15 protein-coding genes are annotated in these 19,559 nt (G+C 72.5%); 5 read left to right on the forward strand and 10 right to left on the reverse strand.

Annotation, left to right across the window (positions count from 1 at the left end):
- Positions 1-77: 77 nt before the first annotated feature.
- Both ACTFTM_RS21715 and ACTFTM_RS21720 read left to right on the forward strand, forming a co-directional pair.
- Positions 78-1,298, forward strand: coding sequence for a low temperature requirement protein A (locus tag ACTFTM_RS21715; protein WP_449562326.1), 1,221 nt, complete (start codon positions 78-80; stop codon positions 1,296-1,298).
- A 205-nt stretch (positions 1,299-1,503) separates the two neighbouring features.
- Positions 1,504-2,367 carry a DUF1028 domain-containing protein gene (locus ACTFTM_RS21720; protein ID WP_449562327.1) on the forward strand — a complete coding sequence of 288 codons (864 nt, stop codon included), beginning with the start codon at positions 1,504-1,506 and terminating at the stop codon, positions 2,365-2,367.
- Positions 2,368-2,386: 19 nt separating this feature from the next.
- Here ACTFTM_RS21720 and ACTFTM_RS21725 read toward each other — a convergent pair whose 3' ends face one another.
- On the reverse strand, positions 2,387-3,274 hold the full coding sequence (locus ACTFTM_RS21725; protein ID WP_449562328.1) for a phosphatase PAP2 family protein: 888 nt from the start codon (positions 3,272-3,274) through the stop codon (positions 2,387-2,389).
- Between the two features lie 143 nt (positions 3,275-3,417).
- Between ACTFTM_RS21725 and ACTFTM_RS21730 the strand changes: the two genes are divergently transcribed.
- Entirely contained in the window at positions 3,418-4,107 is a 690-nt protein-coding gene (locus tag ACTFTM_RS21730; RefSeq protein ID WP_449566690.1) for a DUF3159 domain-containing protein, read from the forward strand.
- 287 nt (positions 4,108-4,394) lie between these two features.
- On the opposite strand, the gene ACTFTM_RS21735 is transcribed toward ACTFTM_RS21730, so the two are convergent.
- Positions 4,395-7,301, reverse strand: a complete 2,907-nt coding sequence (locus tag ACTFTM_RS21735) for a glycoside hydrolase family 48 protein (protein ID WP_449562329.1) — start codon at positions 7,299-7,301, stop codon at positions 4,395-4,397.
- A gap of 838 nt (positions 7,302-8,139) precedes the next feature.
- Here ACTFTM_RS21735 and ACTFTM_RS21740 point away from each other — a divergent pair.
- Positions 8,140-9,483 (forward strand): GH1 family beta-glucosidase, encoded by a 1,344-nt coding sequence (locus ACTFTM_RS21740; protein WP_449562330.1) that lies wholly within the window; start codon positions 8,140-8,142, stop codon positions 9,481-9,483.
- 77 nt (positions 9,484-9,560) lie between these two features.
- Here ACTFTM_RS21740 and ACTFTM_RS21745 read toward each other — a convergent pair whose 3' ends face one another.
- From ACTFTM_RS21745 to ACTFTM_RS21755, 3 genes are all read right to left on the reverse strand, one after another.
- Positions 9,561-9,983 (reverse strand): roadblock/LC7 domain-containing protein, encoded by a 423-nt coding sequence (locus tag ACTFTM_RS21745; protein WP_053652618.1) that lies wholly within the window; start codon positions 9,981-9,983, stop codon positions 9,561-9,563.
- The gene (locus tag ACTFTM_RS21750; RefSeq protein WP_449562331.1) at positions 9,980-12,520 is read right to left on the reverse strand and encodes a sensor histidine kinase; all 2,541 of its coding nucleotides are present in this window, start codon (positions 12,518-12,520) and stop codon (positions 9,980-9,982) included. Before ACTFTM_RS21750 ends, ACTFTM_RS21745 begins: the two co-directional genes overlap by 4 nt.
- 99 nt (positions 12,521-12,619) lie before the next feature.
- Entirely contained in the window at positions 12,620-14,032 is a 1,413-nt protein-coding gene (locus ACTFTM_RS21755; RefSeq protein WP_449562332.1) for an FGGY family carbohydrate kinase, read from the reverse strand.
- Between the two features lie 263 nt (positions 14,033-14,295).
- Here ACTFTM_RS21755 and ACTFTM_RS21760 point away from each other — a divergent pair, with 263 nt between their 5' ends.
- Positions 14,296-16,209 carry an anthranilate synthase family protein gene (locus tag ACTFTM_RS21760; protein ID WP_449562333.1) on the forward strand — a complete coding sequence of 638 codons (1,914 nt, stop codon included), beginning with the start codon at positions 14,296-14,298 and terminating at the stop codon, positions 16,207-16,209.
- Between the two features lie 109 nt (positions 16,210-16,318).
- Here ACTFTM_RS21760 and wrbA read toward each other — a convergent pair whose 3' ends face one another.
- The 5 genes from wrbA to ACTFTM_RS21785 all read right to left on the reverse strand — a co-directional run bounded on the left by wrbA (position 16,319) and on the right by ACTFTM_RS21785 (position 19,475).
- Complete coding sequence (gene wrbA / locus ACTFTM_RS21765) at positions 16,319-16,936, reverse strand: NAD(P)H:quinone oxidoreductase (protein WP_449562334.1); 618 nt, start codon at positions 16,934-16,936, stop codon at positions 16,319-16,321.
- 307 nt (positions 16,937-17,243) lie between these two features.
- The gene (locus ACTFTM_RS21770) at positions 17,244-17,612 is read right to left on the reverse strand and encodes a DUF3037 domain-containing protein (RefSeq protein WP_449562335.1); all 369 of its coding nucleotides are present in this window, start codon (positions 17,610-17,612) and stop codon (positions 17,244-17,246) included.
- The gene (locus ACTFTM_RS21775) at positions 17,609-18,367 is read right to left on the reverse strand and encodes a HipA family kinase (protein WP_449562336.1); all 759 of its coding nucleotides are present in this window, start codon (positions 18,365-18,367) and stop codon (positions 17,609-17,611) included. The genes ACTFTM_RS21770 and ACTFTM_RS21775 overlap by 4 nt, the downstream gene beginning before the upstream one ends.
- A 107-nt stretch (positions 18,368-18,474) precedes the next feature.
- Positions 18,475-18,867 (reverse strand): DUF4190 domain-containing protein, encoded by a 393-nt coding sequence (locus tag ACTFTM_RS21780; RefSeq protein ID WP_449562337.1) that lies wholly within the window; start codon positions 18,865-18,867, stop codon positions 18,475-18,477.
- A 125-nt stretch (positions 18,868-18,992) separates the two neighbouring features.
- Positions 18,993-19,475 (reverse strand): nuclear transport factor 2 family protein, encoded by a 483-nt coding sequence (locus ACTFTM_RS21785; RefSeq protein WP_449562338.1) that lies wholly within the window; start codon positions 19,473-19,475, stop codon positions 18,993-18,995.
- Positions 19,476-19,559 lie beyond the last annotated feature (84 nt).

The following is a 19,559-nucleotide window of genomic DNA, read 5'->3' on the forward strand; positions in this document are numbered from 1 at the left end:
GCCGGTTCGCCGCGCCGCTGCCGACGGAGGTGTTACCACTGCGAGGTGGACCGGAGCACCGGCGCAGGCCGCTGACCATGGGTTCCAGGGCGGCGGGTCACCTGGAGCCGGTCCCGGCGGCGGCCGCGCCCGGTCGGGCGACGTTCCTGGAACTCTTCTTCGACCTCGTGTACGTCTTCGCGCTCACCCGGATCTCCGCGCGGGCGTTCGAGGATCTGAGCAGGGAGCCGGCCCGCGACCACGCCGCGGCGGCGATCACCGGCAGCGGCAAGACGCTGCTGTTGCTGCTGGCGCTCTGGTCGGTCTGGCAGGGCACGGCGTGGACGACGAGCCGTTACGACCCGTACCGCGCGCCGCTGCAGATCGTCGTGCTGACCGCGCTCGTGGGCAGCATGGTGATGGGGGTGGCGATCCCCCGGGCGTTCAGCGAGACGTCGCTCATGTTCGCCACGGCGTACGTGATCGCGCAGGTGACCCGCCCGGTGATCCTGTCGGTCGCGTTGGGGCCGCACCCGTACCGCCGGCTCAAGGTGCGCATGGCGGTGGTGTTCGCCGTCACGGGTGTGCTGTGGATCGGCGGGGCGCTGCTGCCCACCAACGGGCAGGTGGTGCTGTGGGCCGTGGCCCTGCTCGTCGAGTACCTGGCCGCACGGTTCGGCTGGCCGGTGCCGGGCCTGGGCCGCTCCACGGTCTCCAAGTGGGAGATCGCCGGGGAGCACCTGGCGGAGCGGTACCAGCAGTTCTTCCTCGTGGCGCTCGGCGAGACGATCCTGGTGGCCGGCTTCGCGTACAGCAAGGGCCCGTACGGTTCGGGGCACATGGTGGCGTTCGCGTTCGCGGTGGCCACGTCGATCATGCTGTGGCGGATCTACGTGCAACGCGCCGGGCAGATTCTGGCCGATGCGGTGAAGATGGCCCGCCACCCGGCCAACATCGGCCGCTCGGCGGCCGACACACACCTGATCATGGTGATCGGTCTGGCCGCGACGGCGATCGGCTACGAGCTGGTCATCGAGCAACCGCTGGGCCACGCCCCGGCGCCGTGGGTGGTCATGGTGCTCGGCGGGCCCGCGCTGTTCCTGACCGGTCGGGCCCGCTTCGAGTACGAGGTCTTCGGGCGGGTCTCGCCGTCGCGGTGGATCGCCATCGGAGTGCTCGCGGCGGCGGCCGTACCGCTGCTGTTCCTGCCGGGGGTGGTCGCCACCGCGGCCGGGACGGTCGTGCTCGGCGGCGTCGCGGTCGCGGACGCCCGCCGGGCGCGCGGCGCGCCGCCGGAGGCCGCCGCGACGCCCTTCTGAGGCATCGGTGTACGCGACCACGCGGGTTAGGCCGTGTGTCGAAGTCCCTGGCCGGCCTGCGGCGGACCCGGACGACGACCTGCCGCCTTGGAGATGCGTCCGGATACAACACCGGTATCCGAACGCATCTCCGCCTTGCCGGACCGCCGTCCGGACTCCGCCTCGGCTCGACCGAGGACTTCGACACACGGCCTATTCTCGGCGGGTGACCTTCTCCCTCGTCGCCCGCTCCGCCGACGGCCGCCGCCACGGCGTCGTCGTGGCGAGCAAGTTCCTCGCCGCCGGAGCGCTGGTGCCGGCCGCCGCGGCGGAGGTGGGCGCGCTGGCCACCCAGGCGCACGTCAACCTCGCCTACCGTCCGCAGGGGCTCGCGCTGTTACGCACCGGGGTGACCGCCGCCGACGTGGTGGCCGGCCTGGTCGCCGCCGACCCCGAGCGGCAGCATCGGCAGCTCGGCGTGGTGGGCGTCAGTGGACCGGGCGCGAGCTGGACCGGCCCGGCCTGCCACCCCTGGGCGGGCGGACGCGTCGGCGACGGCTGGGCCGCCCAGGGCAACATCCTGGCCGGCCCCGAGGTTGTCGACGCGATGGGCGAGACGTGGCGAGACGCCTCGGCGCTGCCGTTCGCCGAGCGGCTGGTCGCCGCGCTGCGCGCCGGTGACGAGGCCGGCGGGGACCGGCGCGGCCGGCAGAGCGCCGGCCTGCTGGTGGTCGAGCGCGGCGGTGGGTACGGCGGCACCAGCGACGTGGTGGTCGACCTGCGGGTGGACGACCATCCGGACCCGGTCGCCGAGCTCGGTCGCCTGCTGGCCGTGCACACCATGCTGTTCAGTCGGCCCGACCCGGCGACCCTGCTCGACCTGAGCGGCGCGGTCGCCGACGAGGTGGCGGCGCTGCTCACCGCGCTGGGTCACCCGGTGGGCGACGCCGGGCCGGAGGCGGCGCTGGTCTCCTGGGCGGGGTTGGAGAACCTGGAGGAGCGCCTGGTGCCGGGGCGGATCGACCCGGTGGTGCTCACCCACCTGCGGAAAGTCGCCCCGCACGTGCCCGCGCCCCGCCAGGGCGGCTGATCAGTGGACGCCCGCCCGGTCAGCCCTTCACGCGGGGTACCAGCCGGTGCACGACGGTCAGCGCGAGCGCCATCACCACCGCCATCGTCCCGGCGATGCCGGCGGCGCTGCCCGCGTACCCGGCGAACAGGGGTCGGCGGGCCAGCTCCTCCGGACCGGTCCCCCGCAGATCCACCAGCCAGGCGAGCGCCAGCCCGGAGGCGATCAGGGCGAGCACTCCGGCGACACCGAGGACGGCGGCGGCGAGGCGGTGCGCGTCGCCGGGCTCGACCTGGGCCTGCTCCCGTTGGGTGATCAGCAGGAGCAGCCCGGCCAGCGCCGCCCAGACCCCCACCACCAGATAGGCGGCGACGGCGTCACTGGGCCGGTGCCAACCGGCGGAGAGGGTGGCCACCCCGGCGAGGGCGGCGTAGAGCGCGCCGACGAAGGCGCCGACGGCCCGTACCTTGCGCGGTAGGACGAGCATCAACGCGACCGCCACCGACGCGGCCACGGCGGTGTGCCCACTGGGGAGGCTGTTGCCCACCGCCGCCCGCTCCGGATCGACGCCGAAGTCGGGCCGGCTCAGCCCGAACTTGAGCAGTTGGGTGGTGACGTTGGCCCCGGCGATGAGCAGGGTCGCGGTGACGGCCAGGGCGATCCGCCCCCGCATGAGCGCGATGAAGCCGATCGTCGCGGTGGCCGCGAGCAGCGACACGACGGACATCGCGTTCAGGATCCGGTCCACCGGTCCGTCGATACGGTCCTGACCGATCTCGTTGCCGGTGAGGGCGACCGTGTCGACCCACTGACCGATCTCGGTGTGCACGGCCACCCGCCAGACGGCGAGGAAGGCGGCCGCCTGGACGAGGGCCAGTACGACCAACCAGACCGCGGTCCAACCCCGTGCCGTCGCGCGCATCCGCACACCGTAGCGGCCGGGCCCGGCCGGTCGGTCGGTGGCCCACCGGCTGTCGGCGGTTAGGTTGGGGCGGGGGTGAGGAGGTGGCGGTGAGCGGCACACCGGAGCGGGAGTCCGGCCAGGTCGAGCCCGACCCGGCGCGACCGACCGTGGACGGGCCGGGGCAGGTCCCGGCCGGCCCGGAGCGGGCCGAATCACTGGCGGACCTGCTGGGCGGGCGGCGTGGGGCGGCCGACGCCACCCTGCCGCCGGTGGCGTTCGCGGTGGGCTGGCTGGTCGGCGGCGAGTCGCTGTGGGCCGGGGTGGGCGCGGCGCTCGCCGTCGGTGTCGTCGTGGCCGGCGTACGGCTGCGCCGGGGTGACCGGCCGCGTTCGGTGCTGATCGGCCTGCTGGCCGTCTGTGTCGCGGCGCTGATCGCGGTGCGTACCGGCCGGGCCGAGAACTTCTTTCTGATCCAGGTGCTGTCCAACGCCGCGAGCGCGCTGGCGTGGGCCGTCAGCATCGTGGTGCGCTGGCCGCTGCTGGGCGTGCTGGTCGGCGCGGCGCTGGGCCAGCGGGCCCGGTGGCGACGGGATCCGGCGCTGCTGCGCGGGTACGGCCGGGCCAGTTGGGTGTGGACGGCGACCTACCTGCTGCGGGTGGCGGTGTTCGTCCCGCTCTACCTGAGTGGACAGGTGCTCGCGCTCGTGGTGGCGCGGGTCGCGTTGACGTGGCCGCTGGTCGCGGCGGCGCTGGCGGTGAGTTGGGTGGTGTTGCGCCGGTCGTTGCCACCGGAGCACCCGGGGTTGCGGCACCCGGTCGCGGCGCTGCCGGACCCCGCGCCGCGGTCCCGGGGATAAAAAAAGTGGAGAGGCCGCCACGGGGGGAGCGGCCTCTCCGGTGACGTACGTTACTCCGTCAACGTCCTTGGTGTGATCCCGTGACAGCCCGAATTTCTGGGCTTTTTCGCGGCAGTCTTCAGTCCGGGCGGTGGGGTGGGCCGGTCGACCCGCTGCGTTGACCAGATGACCGGCCCACCCCGGCCTGACCGTGGGTGTCAGGCCGTCCGCCGGCCGGGTCCCGTCGTTCCCCCGGACCCGGCCGAACCCCGGGGTGGGCGGGGCACTCCACCCACCCCGGGTGGCTCTCAGCCGTTCGGGAACAACGTCCCGTAGTCGGCGTACGCCATGGCCACATCGGCCTGTGCCCAGAAGCGGTGGTAGTTGAAGGTCGGCTCCGGGCCACCGTTCAGGTACGCCTGCACCTTCGGCCAGTCCGGGTCGTTCTTGTAGAACGACCGGATGTCCAGGAAGCTCTTCCCGGCGGCGATGGCGTCGCCGTTGGGCATCTTCCCGGTCCAGCCCGGCGGGACGTAGAGGCCCTGACCGGTGGAGGCGTCGTAGACGTCGTCGAAGCGCTTGTAGTCGCCGCGCGTCTCGGTGGTGGAGACACCCTTCGAGTCACTGGCGGCGTCCAGCGCGTCCAGCAGACCCTTGGCGGTGGTCTTCGCCGCCGCGTTGCCCGACTTGGCCGCGTACGCGATCAGGATCCGGGCGTAGGAGGCGGCGACGCCGACGTCCTGACCCTTGCTGATCACCTCGACGTGCAGGTTGGTGTTGGGCTGCGGGCTGCTCGGGTTCCAGGTGGTCGGCTGGCCGGTCCACTTCATGTCCGACGGGATCGACCAGTTGGTGCCGAGCGTGGTGTTGGCGATGGCCCACGGCACCCACTTGTCCAGCAGCGCCTTGGCCTTCGCGTTGCCGGTCTGCAGGTACAGCTCGGCGATCCGCTGCATCGACCACGCCTGCATGCCGAACCACTGGTTCGACGGCGGGTCGTTGTAGACCGGGTCGACGTCGTAGAACATGCCGTAGAAGGTGCTGGTGCCCGACGGGGGCTGGGCGTAGCTGCCGTCCCAGCTGTTCGTCGCGCCACCGGCGATGCCGCCCTCGGACGACTGGAGCCAGGTGTAGAACTCGAGCTGCCGGTCGAAGCTCTTGGTCCAGTCGGAGACCGCGGTCGACGACTGCGGCTTGAGTTCCGGCGTGTTGGTCAGCGCCCAGGCCGCGAACGGGTTCTGGTAGCCGAAGTGGTTGTGGCTGGAGCCGATCCGCCAGGACCAGTTCTGGCTGGTGTCGTACGCGCCGCCCCAGGCGTAGTACCAGGACAGCAGGTAGTGCGCCGAGTCCCGGCCGCTGCCGGCGGGGCAGGTGCTCGCCCCGACGCAGTTGCCGATCTTCTTGAAGTACTTGTCGAACATCGCGTACCGCAGGTAGTCGCCCATCTTGGCGGCCTTGGCCACGGTGGCGGCGACGTCGGCCTGCTTGCCCTGCGCCTTGGCCCAGGTCAGCGCCCAGTAGGCGGCCTGCACCGCACGGGCGTCGGCGTCCGGGGCGTTGGTGTACTTCCACTGCTTGGCGGGAGCGCCGGTGTCCTTGACGAACAGGTCGAGGTAGCCGTACTGACCGCCGTGCTTGAAGGTGTCGCAGGACGGCTGCGGGATGGTCTCCCACACCGACTCCTGGGTGCCCCGCTGGAAGGTGTTGATGTACGCCGGCTTGGTGGTGCCGTCGCCGCAGCGGCCGAAGCCGTACGTGTTGTCGACGTCCATCAGCCAGTGCATGCCGTAGATGTCGCCGGTGCCGTAGGTGGACTGCAGCTCCGAGCGCAGCGGGTCCTGTCCGACCGAGATGTTCGGGTTCAGGGCCGACGGGTACTGGCTGGGCAGGTTGTACTCCGCGGCGTACTGCGGGGTGCCGGCCGAGGCCGCGGTGGGCTGGTCGGCGTGCGACGGGATGATGTACTTCTCCATCACCGTCCAGGCGTTGTTGAACGGCGCCCAGTTCTGGGTGACGCGGCCGTACTGGGCCTCCAGCCAGATCCAGAAGCTGAACGCCTCCGAGGTGGTCTCGTGGCCGTGGTCGGGCGCCTCGACGATCAGCGTCTCGACCGAGTGGTACGGCACGCCCTCGGGGCTGAAGTAACCCGAGTTCTTGATCTTGCCGTACTGGTCGAGGAACTTCTTGATGTAGGCGTTGTCGCCGCCGGGGGTGTCGTTGTCGATCTCGGTGGCGGCGACCGCCAGCGAGGCGAGACCGGTGGCGGCGGCGGTGATGGTGGCGCTACCGCCGACGGTGTCGGTGTCCTCGGCCGCGGCGACCGTGACGGTGACCCCGGTGTTCCAGTTGCTGGGGGTCAGCGTGACGGTGGTCGGCGAGACCGTGATGTCGCTGTCACCCGAGGGGGTGAGGGTGACCGGCACGCTGGTGGTCGGCGCGGCGCTGAGCTTGAGGTTGAAGGTGGACGTGCCACCCTCGTTGACGCTCACCGCGGACGGCGTGGCGACCAGCGTCGGGCCGCTGGCGGCGCCGACGGTGAACGACTTCTCGGCGACCCCGATGCCGTTGGCGTTGTCGTACGCCTTGGCCTGCACCGTGTAGCTGCCGGCCGGCAGGTCCTCCTGCGTGTAGGAGTACGGCGCGGTGGTGTCGGTGTTGATGAGCAGGCCGTTGCGGTAGAACTCGACCTTGCTGATCGTCCCGTCCGGGTCGCTGGCGCTCGCGGTCAGCGGCACGTCGGCGGGCGCGGTGAACGGCCCGGAGGGCAGGCTGAGCGAGACGGTCGGCGGCTGGTTGGCCGGGGTGCCGTTGCAGGGGGTGCCGTTCAGGGTGAACGAGGTGGGCTTCGGGTTGCTCCCCGTGTGGGAGCCGTTGAAGCCGATGGTGGTGGAGGCCCCGGTGCCGAGGTTGCCGTTGTACGACTCGTTGGTCGCGGTGACCTCGCTGCCGGACTGGCTGAACCGGGCCGACCAGCCCTGGGTGACCCGCTGGCCGCTGTTCGGGAAGGTCCACTTGAGCGACCAGCTGCTGATCGGGTCGCCCAGGTTCTTGATGGTCACGTTGGCCGTGAAGCCGGTGTTCCAGTCGTTGGTCGCGTAGACCACGTCGCAGGCCGGTGCGGCCTGTGCGGCGCCAGCGGGCAGGGTCACCCCGCCAACGGCGAGCGCGGCGGCGGCGAGGATCGCCACTCGACGGCGTCGTGCCAGATGTCTCATGTGCGCGGTGTCTCCTCGGACCAGGCCGGGTGGTGCCCGGCGAGGCGCCTGCCCGCAGGGTGGTGGTACGCGGGGGATTCGAGGCGCCGGGAAGGTGGTAGCCCCGGGCCCGGCCGGGGTGCGGCGATGCGGCCCGCGCGGGAGGGGGTCCCGCCGGCTGCGCTCGGGTGCCGTGACCGGAAGTCGTGCTCCGGCTGCCCTCGGCGGTCCCACGCCCACGCGATCTGGCTCCTGTCGCGTTGAATCGACAGTGTGCCATGGAAGCGCTCCCACAACAAGCGCGGAGCGAGCTGGTTCACCCACTTGTTTCGATCTCGTTTTGGGTCTTTCACAAAGGCGTGACGGGCGTTACAGTCGCAACATCGGTCGATGGGAGCGCTTCCATCGACAAAGGTTCCAACTGGAAGATCGCCGGGACCGTCCTCGTGGCGGACCCGGGGAACCATCCGAAGGCCGACGGCGGGCCAGCCCGGACGCCGCCGTCAGCCATCATCCCGCCACAGGGAGGGAGGTGGAACCAGAGCCACTCGCGTGGCCCGGCTCCCGCGCGACACGCACGGCAGGACCCAATTCCGCCCGTGTGTGTGCAGTTACGGTGGGGACGGGGGTTGCCCTCCCCCGTCCCCACACTAAACCCCCGTACACGATGGGAAAAGAGGCCGACGGGACAGGCGCGAAGCGCCGCCCGGTCGGCCTCGTTCGCTGTCCGGGGCCCTCACCCGCCTCGACCCGCCATCGTCGGCCGCCGTGACGGCCGGCTCACCGGGTTGAGCGCTTCTGGCCTATCCTGGGAGCGCTCCCGAACCTGGCGGTGGCCCCGTATCCACGAGGAGAATCCATGTCGATACCTACCGGGCCCGCCGGCCCCCTGCGCTTCCCCCGCGACTTCGGTTGGGGCGCGGCCACCTCCGCCTACCAGATCGAGGGCGCCGCCAAGGAGGACGGCCGTGGCGAGTCGGTCTGGGACGCCTTCAGCCGCATCCCCGGGCGCACCCGCAACGGCGACACCGGGGACGTGGCCGCCGACCACTACCACCGGTACGTCGAAGACCTCGACCTGATGCGTGACCTGGGTCTGCGCAGCTACCGCTTCTCCATCTCCTGGCCCCGCATCCAACCCGACGGCAGCGGCGTGCCCAACCAGCGTGGGCTCGACTTCTACCGTCGTCTCCTCGACGGTCTGCACGAGCGCGGCATCGCCCCGATGGCCACCCTGTTCCACTGGGACCTGCCGCAGGCGTTGCAGGACGCCGGTGGTTGGGAGTCCCGCGACACCGCCTACCGCTTCGCCGACTACGCCGACGCGGTCTTCACCGCCCTCGGCGACCGGGTGCCGGTGTGGCTCACCATCAACGAGCCCAAGACCGTCGTGCAGAACGGCTACCTCACCGGCCACCACGCCCCCGGCCGGCAGGACCCCGCCGCCGCCTACCTCGTCGCCCACCATCTGCAGCTCGCGCACGGCCTCGCGGTGCGGGCGCTACGCGCCTCGGACAGCACCAGCCGGATCGGCCCCGCGCTGAACCTGCACCCCTGCTACCCCACCGACGACTCCGCCGAGGCCGCCGCCGCCGCACATCTCTACGACGGCTACGAGAACCGCCTCTACCTCGACTCGGTGCTCAAGGGCAGCTACCCGCAGGACGTCCTGGCCGACCTGGGCCCGCAGAGCCGGATGGTCCGGGGCATCCGCGACGGCGACCTGGCGGTGATCTCGTCGCCGGTCGACCTGCTGGCCGTGCAGTACTACACGCCCATCTACGTCGCCGCCGACGGCAGCACCGAACACCGCTGGCCCACCTCCGAGGCCGGCTGGCAGCAGATCTACCCCGACGGGATGTACGACATCCTGACCCGGGTCACCCGCGACTACGGCCCGATCCCGCTCACCGTGACCGAGAACGGTCTGCCCACCCCCGACACCCTGGCCGCGGACGACACCGTCGACGACAGTGGCCGGATCACCTTCCTGCGCGACCACCTGGCCGCCGCGCACCGCGCCATCGCTGACGGGGTGCCGCTGGAGAGCTTCCATGTCTGGTCGATGCTCGACAACTTCGAATGGGACGAGGGCTACGAGCAGCGTTGGGGCCTGGTCTACGTGGACTACGTGACCCAACGCCGGGTGCTCAAGCGCAGCGCCCACTGGTACCGCTCCGTCATCGCCGAGGGCGGCTTCTGAACTCCTCGCCCGGACAGCCGGGCCCGGACGGCTCGGCTCGGGTGAGCCGGTGACCGTCCGGGTCACGGCCGGCAGACTCAGCGGGGCAGCGCCTGCTGCAACTCCGCGCGCAGCGCCGGGGTGAGCATCTCCCCCGCCTGCTTCGCCAACCGCGCCATCTCGTAACCCACCACGCCGATGTCGGCGTCCCCGGCCGCGAGCGTGGCCAGGATCGACCCGTCACGCACCTGCATCACCAGGAAGTAGCCCCGGCCCATCTCGACCACCGTCTGCTTGACGATGTCGCCGTCGAACATCTGCGCCGCGCCCGCCGTGATGCTCATCAGCCCGGACGTCACCGCGGCGAGCTTGTCCGCGTGGTCGCGGGGCAGGTGGTCGGAGATCGCCACCAGCAGTCCGTCGGAGGAGACCACCACCGCGTGCGCCACACCCGGCACCCGCTCCGCGAACGCGCTCACCAGCCAGCTGAGATCACGTGCCTCCTGGCTCAACGTCGTCACTGTCGTCGTCCTCCTTCGTCGTGCCCCCACGAGGGTGGCACCGGTATCTCGGTGGTGTCCTCGGCCTCGGCACGCCGTACCCCGCTGTAGAGCCGGGAAAGCATGCCACCGACCGCGTCCGGGTCGAGGTCGGCGCGCGGCGGCGACGACTCCGGCTGGGCGGGGCGGGTGACCGCGGAGAGCTGCGCCATCGGTACGCGTACCGGAAGACCCCGCTCGTTCGTGCCGGCCGTCACCGGCGTGGCGGGCGGCACGGGCTGGGCGGGGGCAGCAGGCCCGGTCGGCCCCTGGCGGGACCACCAGCCGCCGTTGCCCCCTCCGGCGGCGGCCGGGGCCAACACGTCCTCGGCGCGTACCGGAACGGGACGGGTCTGGCGCGGCACGGCGGCGGCCGGCGGGCGACCGGCCACCGGAAGGTCCAGCGGCATCGCTGGCCCGCGGACGCCGGCGGAGGGGGCCGCCCCCGGCCCACGCTGCGCCGCGACGCCCCGGGCGGCGTTCGACGCCAGCATCCGGGCGGGCGCGGGCGGATCCAACTCGACCGCGTCGCCGGGCGCCAGCAGGGTGGCCGGCAGCACGAGCCGCGCGACGAGGCCACTCTGGCGCCCTTCGAGCTGCACGCGCACGCCGAGGCGGCTCGCCAGGTGACTGACCACGAACAGACCCATCCGCTCGACTGTCGCGACGTCGGCGGCCGGCGGACTGGCCAGCACCGCGTTCGCCTCGGCCAGCGCGGACGGGCTCATGCCCAGACCGTCGTCGACGATCTCGATGAGCGCGGTGGACGCCTCGACCCGGGCGCTCACCACGACGAACGTGTCCGGACGGGAGAAGGCCGTCGCGTTCTCCAGCAGCTCGGCCAGCAGGTGCACCAGCTCGCCGACCGCGTGCCCGACCACGTTCACGACGCCCATCGGCTCCAGTCGTACCCGCTGGTACTGCTCGATCTCGGCGGCGGCGGCCAGCAGCACGGTGCCGAGGCCCACCGGACGGTTCCACCGGCGGGTGGAGTCCGTACCGGCCAGCACCAGCAGGCTCTCGTCGTTACGGCGCATGCGGGCGGCCAGGTGGTCGAGCTTGAAGAGGTTCTCCAACTGGTCCGGGTCGCTCTCCTCACGCTCCAGGTCGTCGAGCAGCTCCAGTTGCCGCTCCACCAGCACCTGGCTGCGGCGGGCGAGGTTGACGAACATCGCGTTGACGTTGCGTCGCATCAGCGCCTGCTCCACGGCGACCGTCACGGCGCTGCGGTGCACCGCGACGAACGCCTCGGCCAGCTCACCGATCTCGTCGAGCGAACGGACGACCGCCGGGGCCACGTCGATGGTCGGCACGCCACCGGTGACGGTGCGCAGCCGGTCCAGCGCGTCGGGCAGCTCCACCTGCGCGATCCGCAGCGCCTGACTGCGCAGCAACCGCATCGACCGGGCGACCGACCGCCCGACCAACAGGGAGATCAGCAGGGCGACCAGCAGCACCGCCACGACGCCACCGACCACCAGCAGGGTGGTGCGGAGCTGGCCGCTGCTGGCGTCGTCGGCCTGACGCACCGCGTCGTCGAGCACGCTCGCCTCGACCTGCCGCAGCAGCTCCTGGCGTTGCTGGCTCGCCGACCACCACTGCTCCGAGGGCAGCACCTCCGGCGCCGCGTCGCCGACCGGCAGGCTGCGCTCCTCCAGGCGGGTGGCGACCTGGAACCCCGGGTCCACCGAGGTCTCGTCGTACCGCCGGATCTGGTCGCTGGTGGCGGACACCCGGAACGCGCCGAGCGCCGTGAGCTGCTGGGCGCGCAGGTCGGAGAGGATCACCCGGTCCTCGGTGCCGTACCGGCCGGCCCGGCCGGCGGCGTAGAGCTGTGCCCGGACCCGGGAGGACAGCTCCTTCACCCGGGCGATCTGAACGTAGCGCAGCACCGCGTCGCTCAACCCCGGCCGGTCCTGACCCGGCGTCGGCTCGGCCAGCAGGTCCAGCAGCGCGTCGATCGCCCGGTGGTAGTTGCTCAGGATGGTGTCGTTGCTGAGCACCGCCGGCGGGATGGCCGGTCGGATGTCGACCACCTGGTCGTACGCCTCGAGCACCTCGGAGTAGGCGACCCGCCAGGAGGCGTCGGCGTCGGCCAACGGCTCGGCCGCCCGGCGCAGGTCGTCGACGGCGCGGTCGGTGGACGACTGCAACGGTCGCAGGGCCGTGGCCGCCGCCTCCCGGTCGCCGTTGCGGCGCAGCTCGCCCAGCTCACCCGCCGAACGGTCCCGCTCCTGCTGGAGCTGGTCGACCACGGTGGTGATCTGCCGGCCGATGCCGACCTGGCGGGAGAAGTCGTTCAACGTGGCCGTCCGCCCGACCAGCGCGCTGGTCTGCACGCCCGCGAGCACCAGGAACGCCATCGACGGCACGAGCAGCACGGTGGCGAGCTTGGTGCTCATCCGCCAGTCCCGCAGCCGGAACGGCGAGCGGCGTCGGTGCGGGACGACCCGGACGTCGAAGCGACGCCGACGGTGGTTCGACACCGCACCGGTCGACGGGTCGGGACCTGCCGCCACCCTGCCTCCTCCGTCCAGCCGCGTCCACCGCGACCCGGGGAGCGGAGTCCATCCAACCAGGCTCGCTGGCACTGTCAACGGCCCGGGCAGGGCGAAAGTTCAGGAAGGATACTGCGGGTGGGAACGTCCTGTCGTGGTCGGTGAGACCAGTTCGTCCGTCCGGCCGATGTCGGCGAGCGCCGCCGCCGCACCCAAGTGCCCCAGCGCCACCAACGCCGCTCCGGTCGCGCCGATCTCCGGGTTCCGTTGGTGCGACACCGGCCGCGGCGCGAGGGCGGCGGCGAACGCCTGACGCCACCACACCGACGCGGCCACCGCGCCGCCACCCAGCACCACACCGACCGGTTTGTCGACTGTGGATTCCAGCACCGCGAGGTCCTCGGCGACCAGCCCGCACAGCCCCTGCATCAGTCCGGCCAGGATGTCCACCGCGGTGGTGCTGAAACTCAGACCGCGCAGCTCGCCGGTGCCCGCCGGGGCCAACCCGGGCGCCCGGTCGCCGCCGAAACGGGGGTCGGCCGGCCGGCCACCGCCCACCGGCACCAGCGCCAGCGCCGCGTCCAACTCGTCGCCGTGGGGCAGCCGCAGTTCCCGGTCCGCCCAGGCGAAGAGGTTGCCGCCACTGGAGTACGCCGCCCCGGTCACCACATGGTCGTGGTCGACCCGGTAGCGCCAGAGACGTTCGGGCAGCCGCGGCAGCGGCTCGCCGGCCGGGATGCGCTGCATCAGGCGTACGGCCGCGGAGGTGCCCACCGTGACGGCGGCCCGGCTGGGGTCGGCGCAGCCCGAGCCGACGTTGGACGCCCCGCCGTCGCCCACCGGCGGCGCCCACCGGGCCTCGGCCAACTGCGGCCAGCGGCGGGCTCGGTCGGGGCGGAGCCGGCCGTGCCAGTCCAACCCGCCCAGGGGCGGCAGGTCGCGGGGTCGCGCGCCGGCCAGCGTCAGCGCCTCCTCGTCCCAGCGCAGGGTGACGAGGTCGAGCAGGCCCGTGCCGGACGCCTGCGAGACCGACATGGGCGCCGTCTGGAGCAGTTCGCCCAGCACGTACTCCGGAAGGCCGACGAACCGCGCGATCGGGGTACCGGACTGTTCCCGCAGCCAGGGCAGGCGTATCGGCCAGTAGGAGCGGTGCCACCAGCAGCCCGTGCGTTGGTGGAAGCCGTCCGGGTCGGCCGGGCCGGACGTGTCGCCGACCGGCGCGGGTCGGGTATCCAACCAGGTAACGACCGGGCCCAGCGGGCTGCCGTCGCGGTCCAGCGGGAGCACCGAGTGCCACTGCGCGGACGTCGCCACCATGCCCACGTCGTGCAGGTGGCCCGCCTCGGCCAGCTCGTCCAGACACTCGACGAGGCTGGCGAGGTAGTCGGGGCCGGAGAGGGTGCCCGTGCCGTCGTCCCCGATGGCGAGTTTGACCTTCCGCCGGGCCAGGGCGCCGGGCATCGGCCGGGTTTCCCCGTCAAGCACCAGCCCCCGTACGGAGGAGGTGCCCAGGTCGAGAGCGAGAATGTTCATCGCCGGTCAAGTTACCCGGTGCCGGCCGCGCCGGGACGAGGGTCCGGCCCGGCACACCCGTACGCCCGACGGGGTCCCGAGTGAGGCCGTGACCGCGTAAGGTGATGCGCATGCTCGCGCACCCAACCTCCTGGTGGCCCGCCGACCCGGCGGCCACCCCCCGCGCGTAGCTCCATCCACGCGGCCGCCACCGAGGCGGCCGCCGGATCTCCGGCCCGGATGGCCGCCCCCGCTGGCGGCGCCCGGCGCCCACGGAGACCACGATGACCAGCCTGAACCCCCTGACCGACCTGCTCGCCGCCATCTCCCGGGGCGACGATCCCGGCCCCTTCGCGCTGCTGCGCCGCGAGGGCGCCGACGACCTGGAACTGTTCACCGGCCCCGTCGCCACCGTCGACCGGCTGGCGGACATCCCGCTGTCCCCGGGCGAGCCCGGGGCGCGGACGTTGGCTCTGGTGCCGTACCGGCAGATCGCCGAGCGCGGCTTCGCCTGCGTCGATGACGACGCCCCACTGGAGTGTCTCCAGGTTCGCGCACACGGTCGGATCCCGCTGGCCGAGGCACTGGCCGCGCTGCCCGACGAGCCGGTCCGCACCCGGGACGCCGCCTTCGACGTCAGCGACGAGGAGTACGCGCGGATCGTGCAGCAGGTGCTCACCGACGAGATCGGTCGCGGCGAGGGCGCCAACTTCGTCATCCACCGCACCCTGCACGCCACCGTGCAGGGTGCGCCGCTGGTGGCCGCGCTGGCCGCGCTGCGCCGGCTGCTGGTCGCCGAGCGTGGCGCCTACTGGACGTTCGTGGTGCACACCGGCACCCGGACCATGGTCGGGGCCAGCCCGGAACGGCACGTCAGCGTCGACGACGGGCTCGTCATGATGAACCCGATCAGCGGCACCTTCCGGCCCACCGGCGGCACCCCGGACCGGGCCGCGTTGCTGCGGTTCCTCGCCGATCCGAAGGAGATCGAGGAGCTGTACATGGTGCTCGACGAGGAGCTGAAGATGATGGCGACCGTCGCCGAGCACGGCGGTCAGGTCATCGGCCCGTACCTCAAGGAGATGTCCCACCTGGCCCACACCGAGTACCTGCTGGCCGGTCGGGGCACCCGCGACGTGCGGGAGGTGCTGCGGGAGACGATGTTCGCGCCGACCGTCACGGGCAGTCCGATGGAGAACGCCTGCCGGGTGATCGCCCGGCACGAGCGCCGGGGCCGGGGCTACTACGCGGGGGTGCTGGCGCTGCTCGGTCACGACGACGCCGGCCGGCAGACGCTGGACGCGCCGATCCTGATCCGTACCGCCGAGATCTCCCCGTCCGGCCGGCTGCGGGTGCCGGTCGGCGCCACCCTGGTCCGGCACTCGACGGCGGCCGGTGAGGTGGCCGAGACCCACGCCAAGGCGGCCGGGGTGCTGGCCGCGCTGGGTCTCGGCCCGGCGGCGTCCGCCGGCGAACGCGGGCCGGTCGTGCGGCTGTCCGACGATCCGGAGGTACGCGACGCGCTGGCGGCGCGTAACACGCCGCTGGCCCGGTTCTGGTTGGACCAGCGGTCGCCCGACGCGCCCGGGCTGCCCGGGCTGGCCGGCCTACGGGCCCTGATCGTCGACGCGGAGGACACCTTCACCGGCATGTTGGCGCACCAACTGGGCGCGTTGGGTCTCGCGGTCACGCTGCGCCCCTGGCACGCCGGCGGCCCTGTCGACGGGTACGACCTGGTGGTGGTCGGGCCCGGCCCGGGTGACCCGGGCAGCCCGGACGACCCGAAGATGGCGGCGCTGCGGGACCTGCTCGGCGAGTTGCTGGCGACCGGTCGACCCACCCTCGCGGTCTGCCTCGGACACCAGGTGCTGGCCGGGCTGCTGGGGCTGCCCCTGCACCGCAGGGACGCGCCCTACCAGGGGCTGCAACGGGAGGTGACGCTGTTCGGCCGGTCCCGCCGGGTCGGCTTCTACTCGTCGTTCACCGCCCGCGCCGAGGCGGACCGGCTGGACACCGCGTACGGGACGGTGGAGCTGGCCCGGGACGTCCGCGACGGCGCCGTGCACGCCCTGCGCGGGCAGGGCTTCGCCGGGGTGCAGTTCCACCCGGAGTCGGTGCTCAGCCCGGACGGGTTGACCGTGCTGACCGAGGTGTTGACCGACCTGCTGCCGGCGTCGCGCCCGGTCGGCCAGGGGTAGCCCCCACCTTTCGTCCGGCATGGTTACCGTCGTCGCGGGGTAGGGCTGGTGCGACCGGTGGCGCGAGTGGGCCGAGAGCCCCCGCCCGCGCCACCGGTCGCCCGGCCCCTCAGCCGCCCAGGCCCTGCTTGAGCGCCGTACCGATCAGCACCGCCCGGCGGGCGGTGAGGGCGCAGGCGCCCAGCGCCACCGCGTCCGGGGCGATCTCGCCGTTGTTGCTGGTGTGCGAGGGGCCGTACGGGTTGCCGGCGATGAACTGGCTGGAGTCGGTGTAGCCCGGGGGGACCACCACGCCACCCCAGTGGTAGAAGACGTTGAACAGCGACGTCAGCGTGGTCTCCTGTCCACCGTGCGACGTCGCCGTGGAGGTGAAGGCGGCGTAGACCTTGTTGGCCAGCGCCCCCTGCGCCCACAGCGGGCCCGTGGTGTCGATGAACTGCTTCAACTGGGCGGCGATCATGCCGTACCGGGTGGGCGAGCCGAAGATCGTCACGTCGGCCCAGGCGAGGTCGTCGATCATCGCCTCGGGAACGTCCTGGGTCTCGAGGTGGTGCGCCTGCCAACCGGAGTTCGAGCGGATCGCCTCGTCCGGCGCGAGCTCCCGCACCTTGCGCAGGCGCACCTCCGCGCCGGCCTCCCCGGCGGCCTCACACACGGCCTGCGCCATCTGGTAGGTGATGCCGGTGGCGCTGTAGTAGATCACCGCCACCTTCGTCTGGGCAGCCATCAGAGTTGTCCCCTTCTCTTCTCGGGTCAGCTCCCGCGACTACCCCTGCGGTACGGGGACAAACGACAGATCGCGGTGTTCCGGTCGTCCGGGCTCAAGTTTTCCGCAAGTTCGCGGACGTTCCGATCCGGCCGCCCGCGCGGGCGGCGATCCTGATGCCATCCGGTGCCGGCGCGCGATCCCGCCGCCCCCCCTGGCACCGGCGCCTGAACGGGGGATCGCGCTCCGCCGGCAACGGCGCTGGCGTAGCGCGATCAGGGGTCGGCCGCCGTCGAAGGCGCGCCGGCCGCTCAGTCCGCCGGACCGCTCAGCGGACCAGCGCCGCCATCAGCCGGTCCAGCTCGGCCGCCGGGTCGGCGGTCAGGCCGGTGTGTACCGGGCCGGCCTGGATCATCGTGCTGCGCGGCGCGGCCAGCCAGTGGAAGCGCTCACCGAGCTTCATGCGGGTGGCCGGCCCGTCACCGGAGCAGGTCCGGTCCAGCGACTCCAGCACCGCGGCGACGGCCGGCAGGTCGACGTCGGGCGCCAGGGCGCGCGCCCGGTCGGCGTCGAGGTGCGTCCGCGCGGCCAGGAAGTCACGCTGCTGGCAGTAGAGCAGCACCCCCACGTTGATCTGTTCTCCGCGCTCGACGCGGGGCACCAGCCGGATGACGGCGTACTCGAAGGGATGCCTCACGCCGCACTCCCCGCCGGTAGCCAGTCCGCCGGGCGGGCGACCCGCCGCGACAGGTGCGACACGTACGCCTCCCGCGCCTCGTCGGCCGAGTCGAAGTCGGCCGCCGTCAGCCACTGGCCCGGCACCAGCGCCAGCACCTCCCGCAGGAGGTCCGGGGTGACCCGGCCGGCCAGCTCGCCGTTGACCTCGGCGACCCGGTCGGCGTACGGCGCGAGCACGTGGTCCTCGGCCCGGTAGGCGCGGTGCACGGCGGCGTCGGCGCGCGGCCAGTTGTGGTGGAAGTACAGCGAGGCGCCGTGGTCGATCAACCACAGCTCCCGGTGCCAGATGAGCAGATTGGGGTTGCGCCAGCTCCGGTCGACGTTCTCCACGTACGCGTCGAACCAGAGCACCCGGGAGGCCAGCAGCGGATCGACGGGGTGCGCCACCGGGTCGAAGCCGAGCGCGCCCGGCAGGAAGTCCATCCCCAGGTTGGCGCCGCCGCTGTTGCGGAGCAGCTCCTGCACCTCCTGGTCGGGCTCGGCCCGCCCGATCACCGGGTCGATGTCGAGGACCACCAACGGGGGCACCCGCAGTTCCAGCCGACGGGCCAGCTCGCCGCAGATCACCTCGGCGACGAGCGCCTTGGGCCCCTGCCCCGCGCCGGAGAACTTCGCCACGTACGTGCCGAGGTCGTCGGCCTCGACGACGCCCGGCAGCGAGCCACCCTCACGCAGTGGGGTGACGTAACGGATCGCGGTGACCTGGCGGAGCACGTCGCCCACCCTACTGTGGCCAGCTCGCGGGGGTCGGCAGCGCGTCGAGAACACCCGGGGGGTGGGGGGCCGGCACCTGCCTGGCCCCCACACACCCGGGCCGAAGATCAGTCGAGCTTGTCCCGCAGGTCGTTGACCTGGTTCTGGAGGCGGTCCACCGCGTTCTCGTTGTTGACGAACGTGGTGATGCCCGCGGCGAGGCCCAGGCCGATCAGGACCGCCAGGATGCTCAGCACCAGGCCGCCGATGGCCACGCCCCGACCGGTCACGCCCGGCCGGCGGGCCATCTTGAGCCCGACGATGCCGAGGACGATGCCGATGATGCCGAGCACCAGCCCGACCCAGGCGAGGATGGCGGTCAGAACGCTGAGCAGGCCGGCCACCCCGAAGACCAGAGCGAAGGTCGCGGCCGCGCTGGTCTTGGCCCCGGTGGACGCCCGACGGGCCCGAGAATCGGCAGGTACGCCGGCGCCCCGGGCCGGTTCGCTTGCGGCAGTCATGGGACTCCCTTCCGTACGCGCGGCGCGCGTACTTCCGGCCGGGCGCATTCCCACGACGGTCACCGTTACGCCTCACACCGCCACGATCTGTTCCGAGGGCCGAGCGTCGGGCCACCGGGGTGAGGTCACCGCAGGGGCAGGTCAGAGGCGTCCCCGGGCGATCGCGGGCCGAAGATGCGACGCTCCTCGACGGTGATCGGGACATCGTTGATGCTGGCCTCCCGCCGGGCCATGTAGCCGCGCGGGTCGAACTCCCACTGTTCGTTGCCGTAGCTCCGCCACCACTGCCCGCCGGCGTCGTGCCATTCGTACTGGAACCGTACGGCGATGCGGTTCCCGTGGAACGCCCAGAGCTGCTTACGCAGCGCGTAGTCGAGTTCGTGCGCCCACTTGTCGGTCAGGAACGCCTCGATCTCACGGCGACCGGTGAGGAAGGTCGACCGGTTGCGCCAGACGCTGTCAGGTGTGTACGCGGCGGCGACGCGCTGCGGGTCGCGGGTGTTCCAGGCGTCCTCGGCGGCCTGCACCTTGATCCGCGCGGTCTCGTCGGTGAAGGGCGGCAACGGGTGCCGCGGTGGTTCGCTCGCCTCGGAGGCGTCGCTGCTCATGGCTGCCCTCGTCTCGGAGTCGGTTGTCGACGGGCCTCACGCTAACGCGACACTCTGGAGAGCATCTGGACACGGCCGGGCTCG

The sequence above is a fragment of the Micromonospora sp. RB23 genome (assembly GCF_053585025.1).

Excerpts from the sequence above, each read along its gene's own strand:
- ACTFTM_RS21715 (WP_449562326.1), top strand. The coding sequence starts at position 78 with ATGGGTTCCAGGGCGGCGGGTCACCTGGAGCCGGTCCCGGCGGCGGCC.
- ACTFTM_RS21735 (WP_449562329.1), bottom strand. The coding sequence starts at position 7,301 with ATGAGACATCTGGCACGACGCCGTCGAGTGGCGATCCTCGCCGCCGCC.
- ACTFTM_RS21740 (WP_449562330.1), top strand. The coding sequence starts at position 8,140 with ATGTCGATACCTACCGGGCCCGCCGGCCCCCTGCGCTTCCCCCGCGAC.
- ACTFTM_RS21755 (WP_449562332.1), bottom strand. The coding sequence starts at position 14,032 with ATGAACATTCTCGCTCTCGACCTGGGCACCTCCTCCGTACGGGGGCTG.
- ACTFTM_RS21760 (WP_449562333.1), top strand. The coding sequence starts at position 14,296 with ATGACCAGCCTGAACCCCCTGACCGACCTGCTCGCCGCCATCTCCCGG.
- wrbA (WP_449562334.1), bottom strand. The coding sequence starts at position 16,936 with ATGGCTGCCCAGACGAAGGTGGCGGTGATCTACTACAGCGCCACCGGC.
- ACTFTM_RS21780 (WP_449562337.1), bottom strand. The coding sequence starts at position 18,867 with ATGACTGCCGCAAGCGAACCGGCCCGGGGCGCCGGCGTACCTGCCGAT.
- ACTFTM_RS21785 (WP_449562338.1), bottom strand. The coding sequence starts at position 19,475 with ATGAGCAGCGACGCCTCCGAGGCGAGCGAACCACCGCGGCACCCGTTG.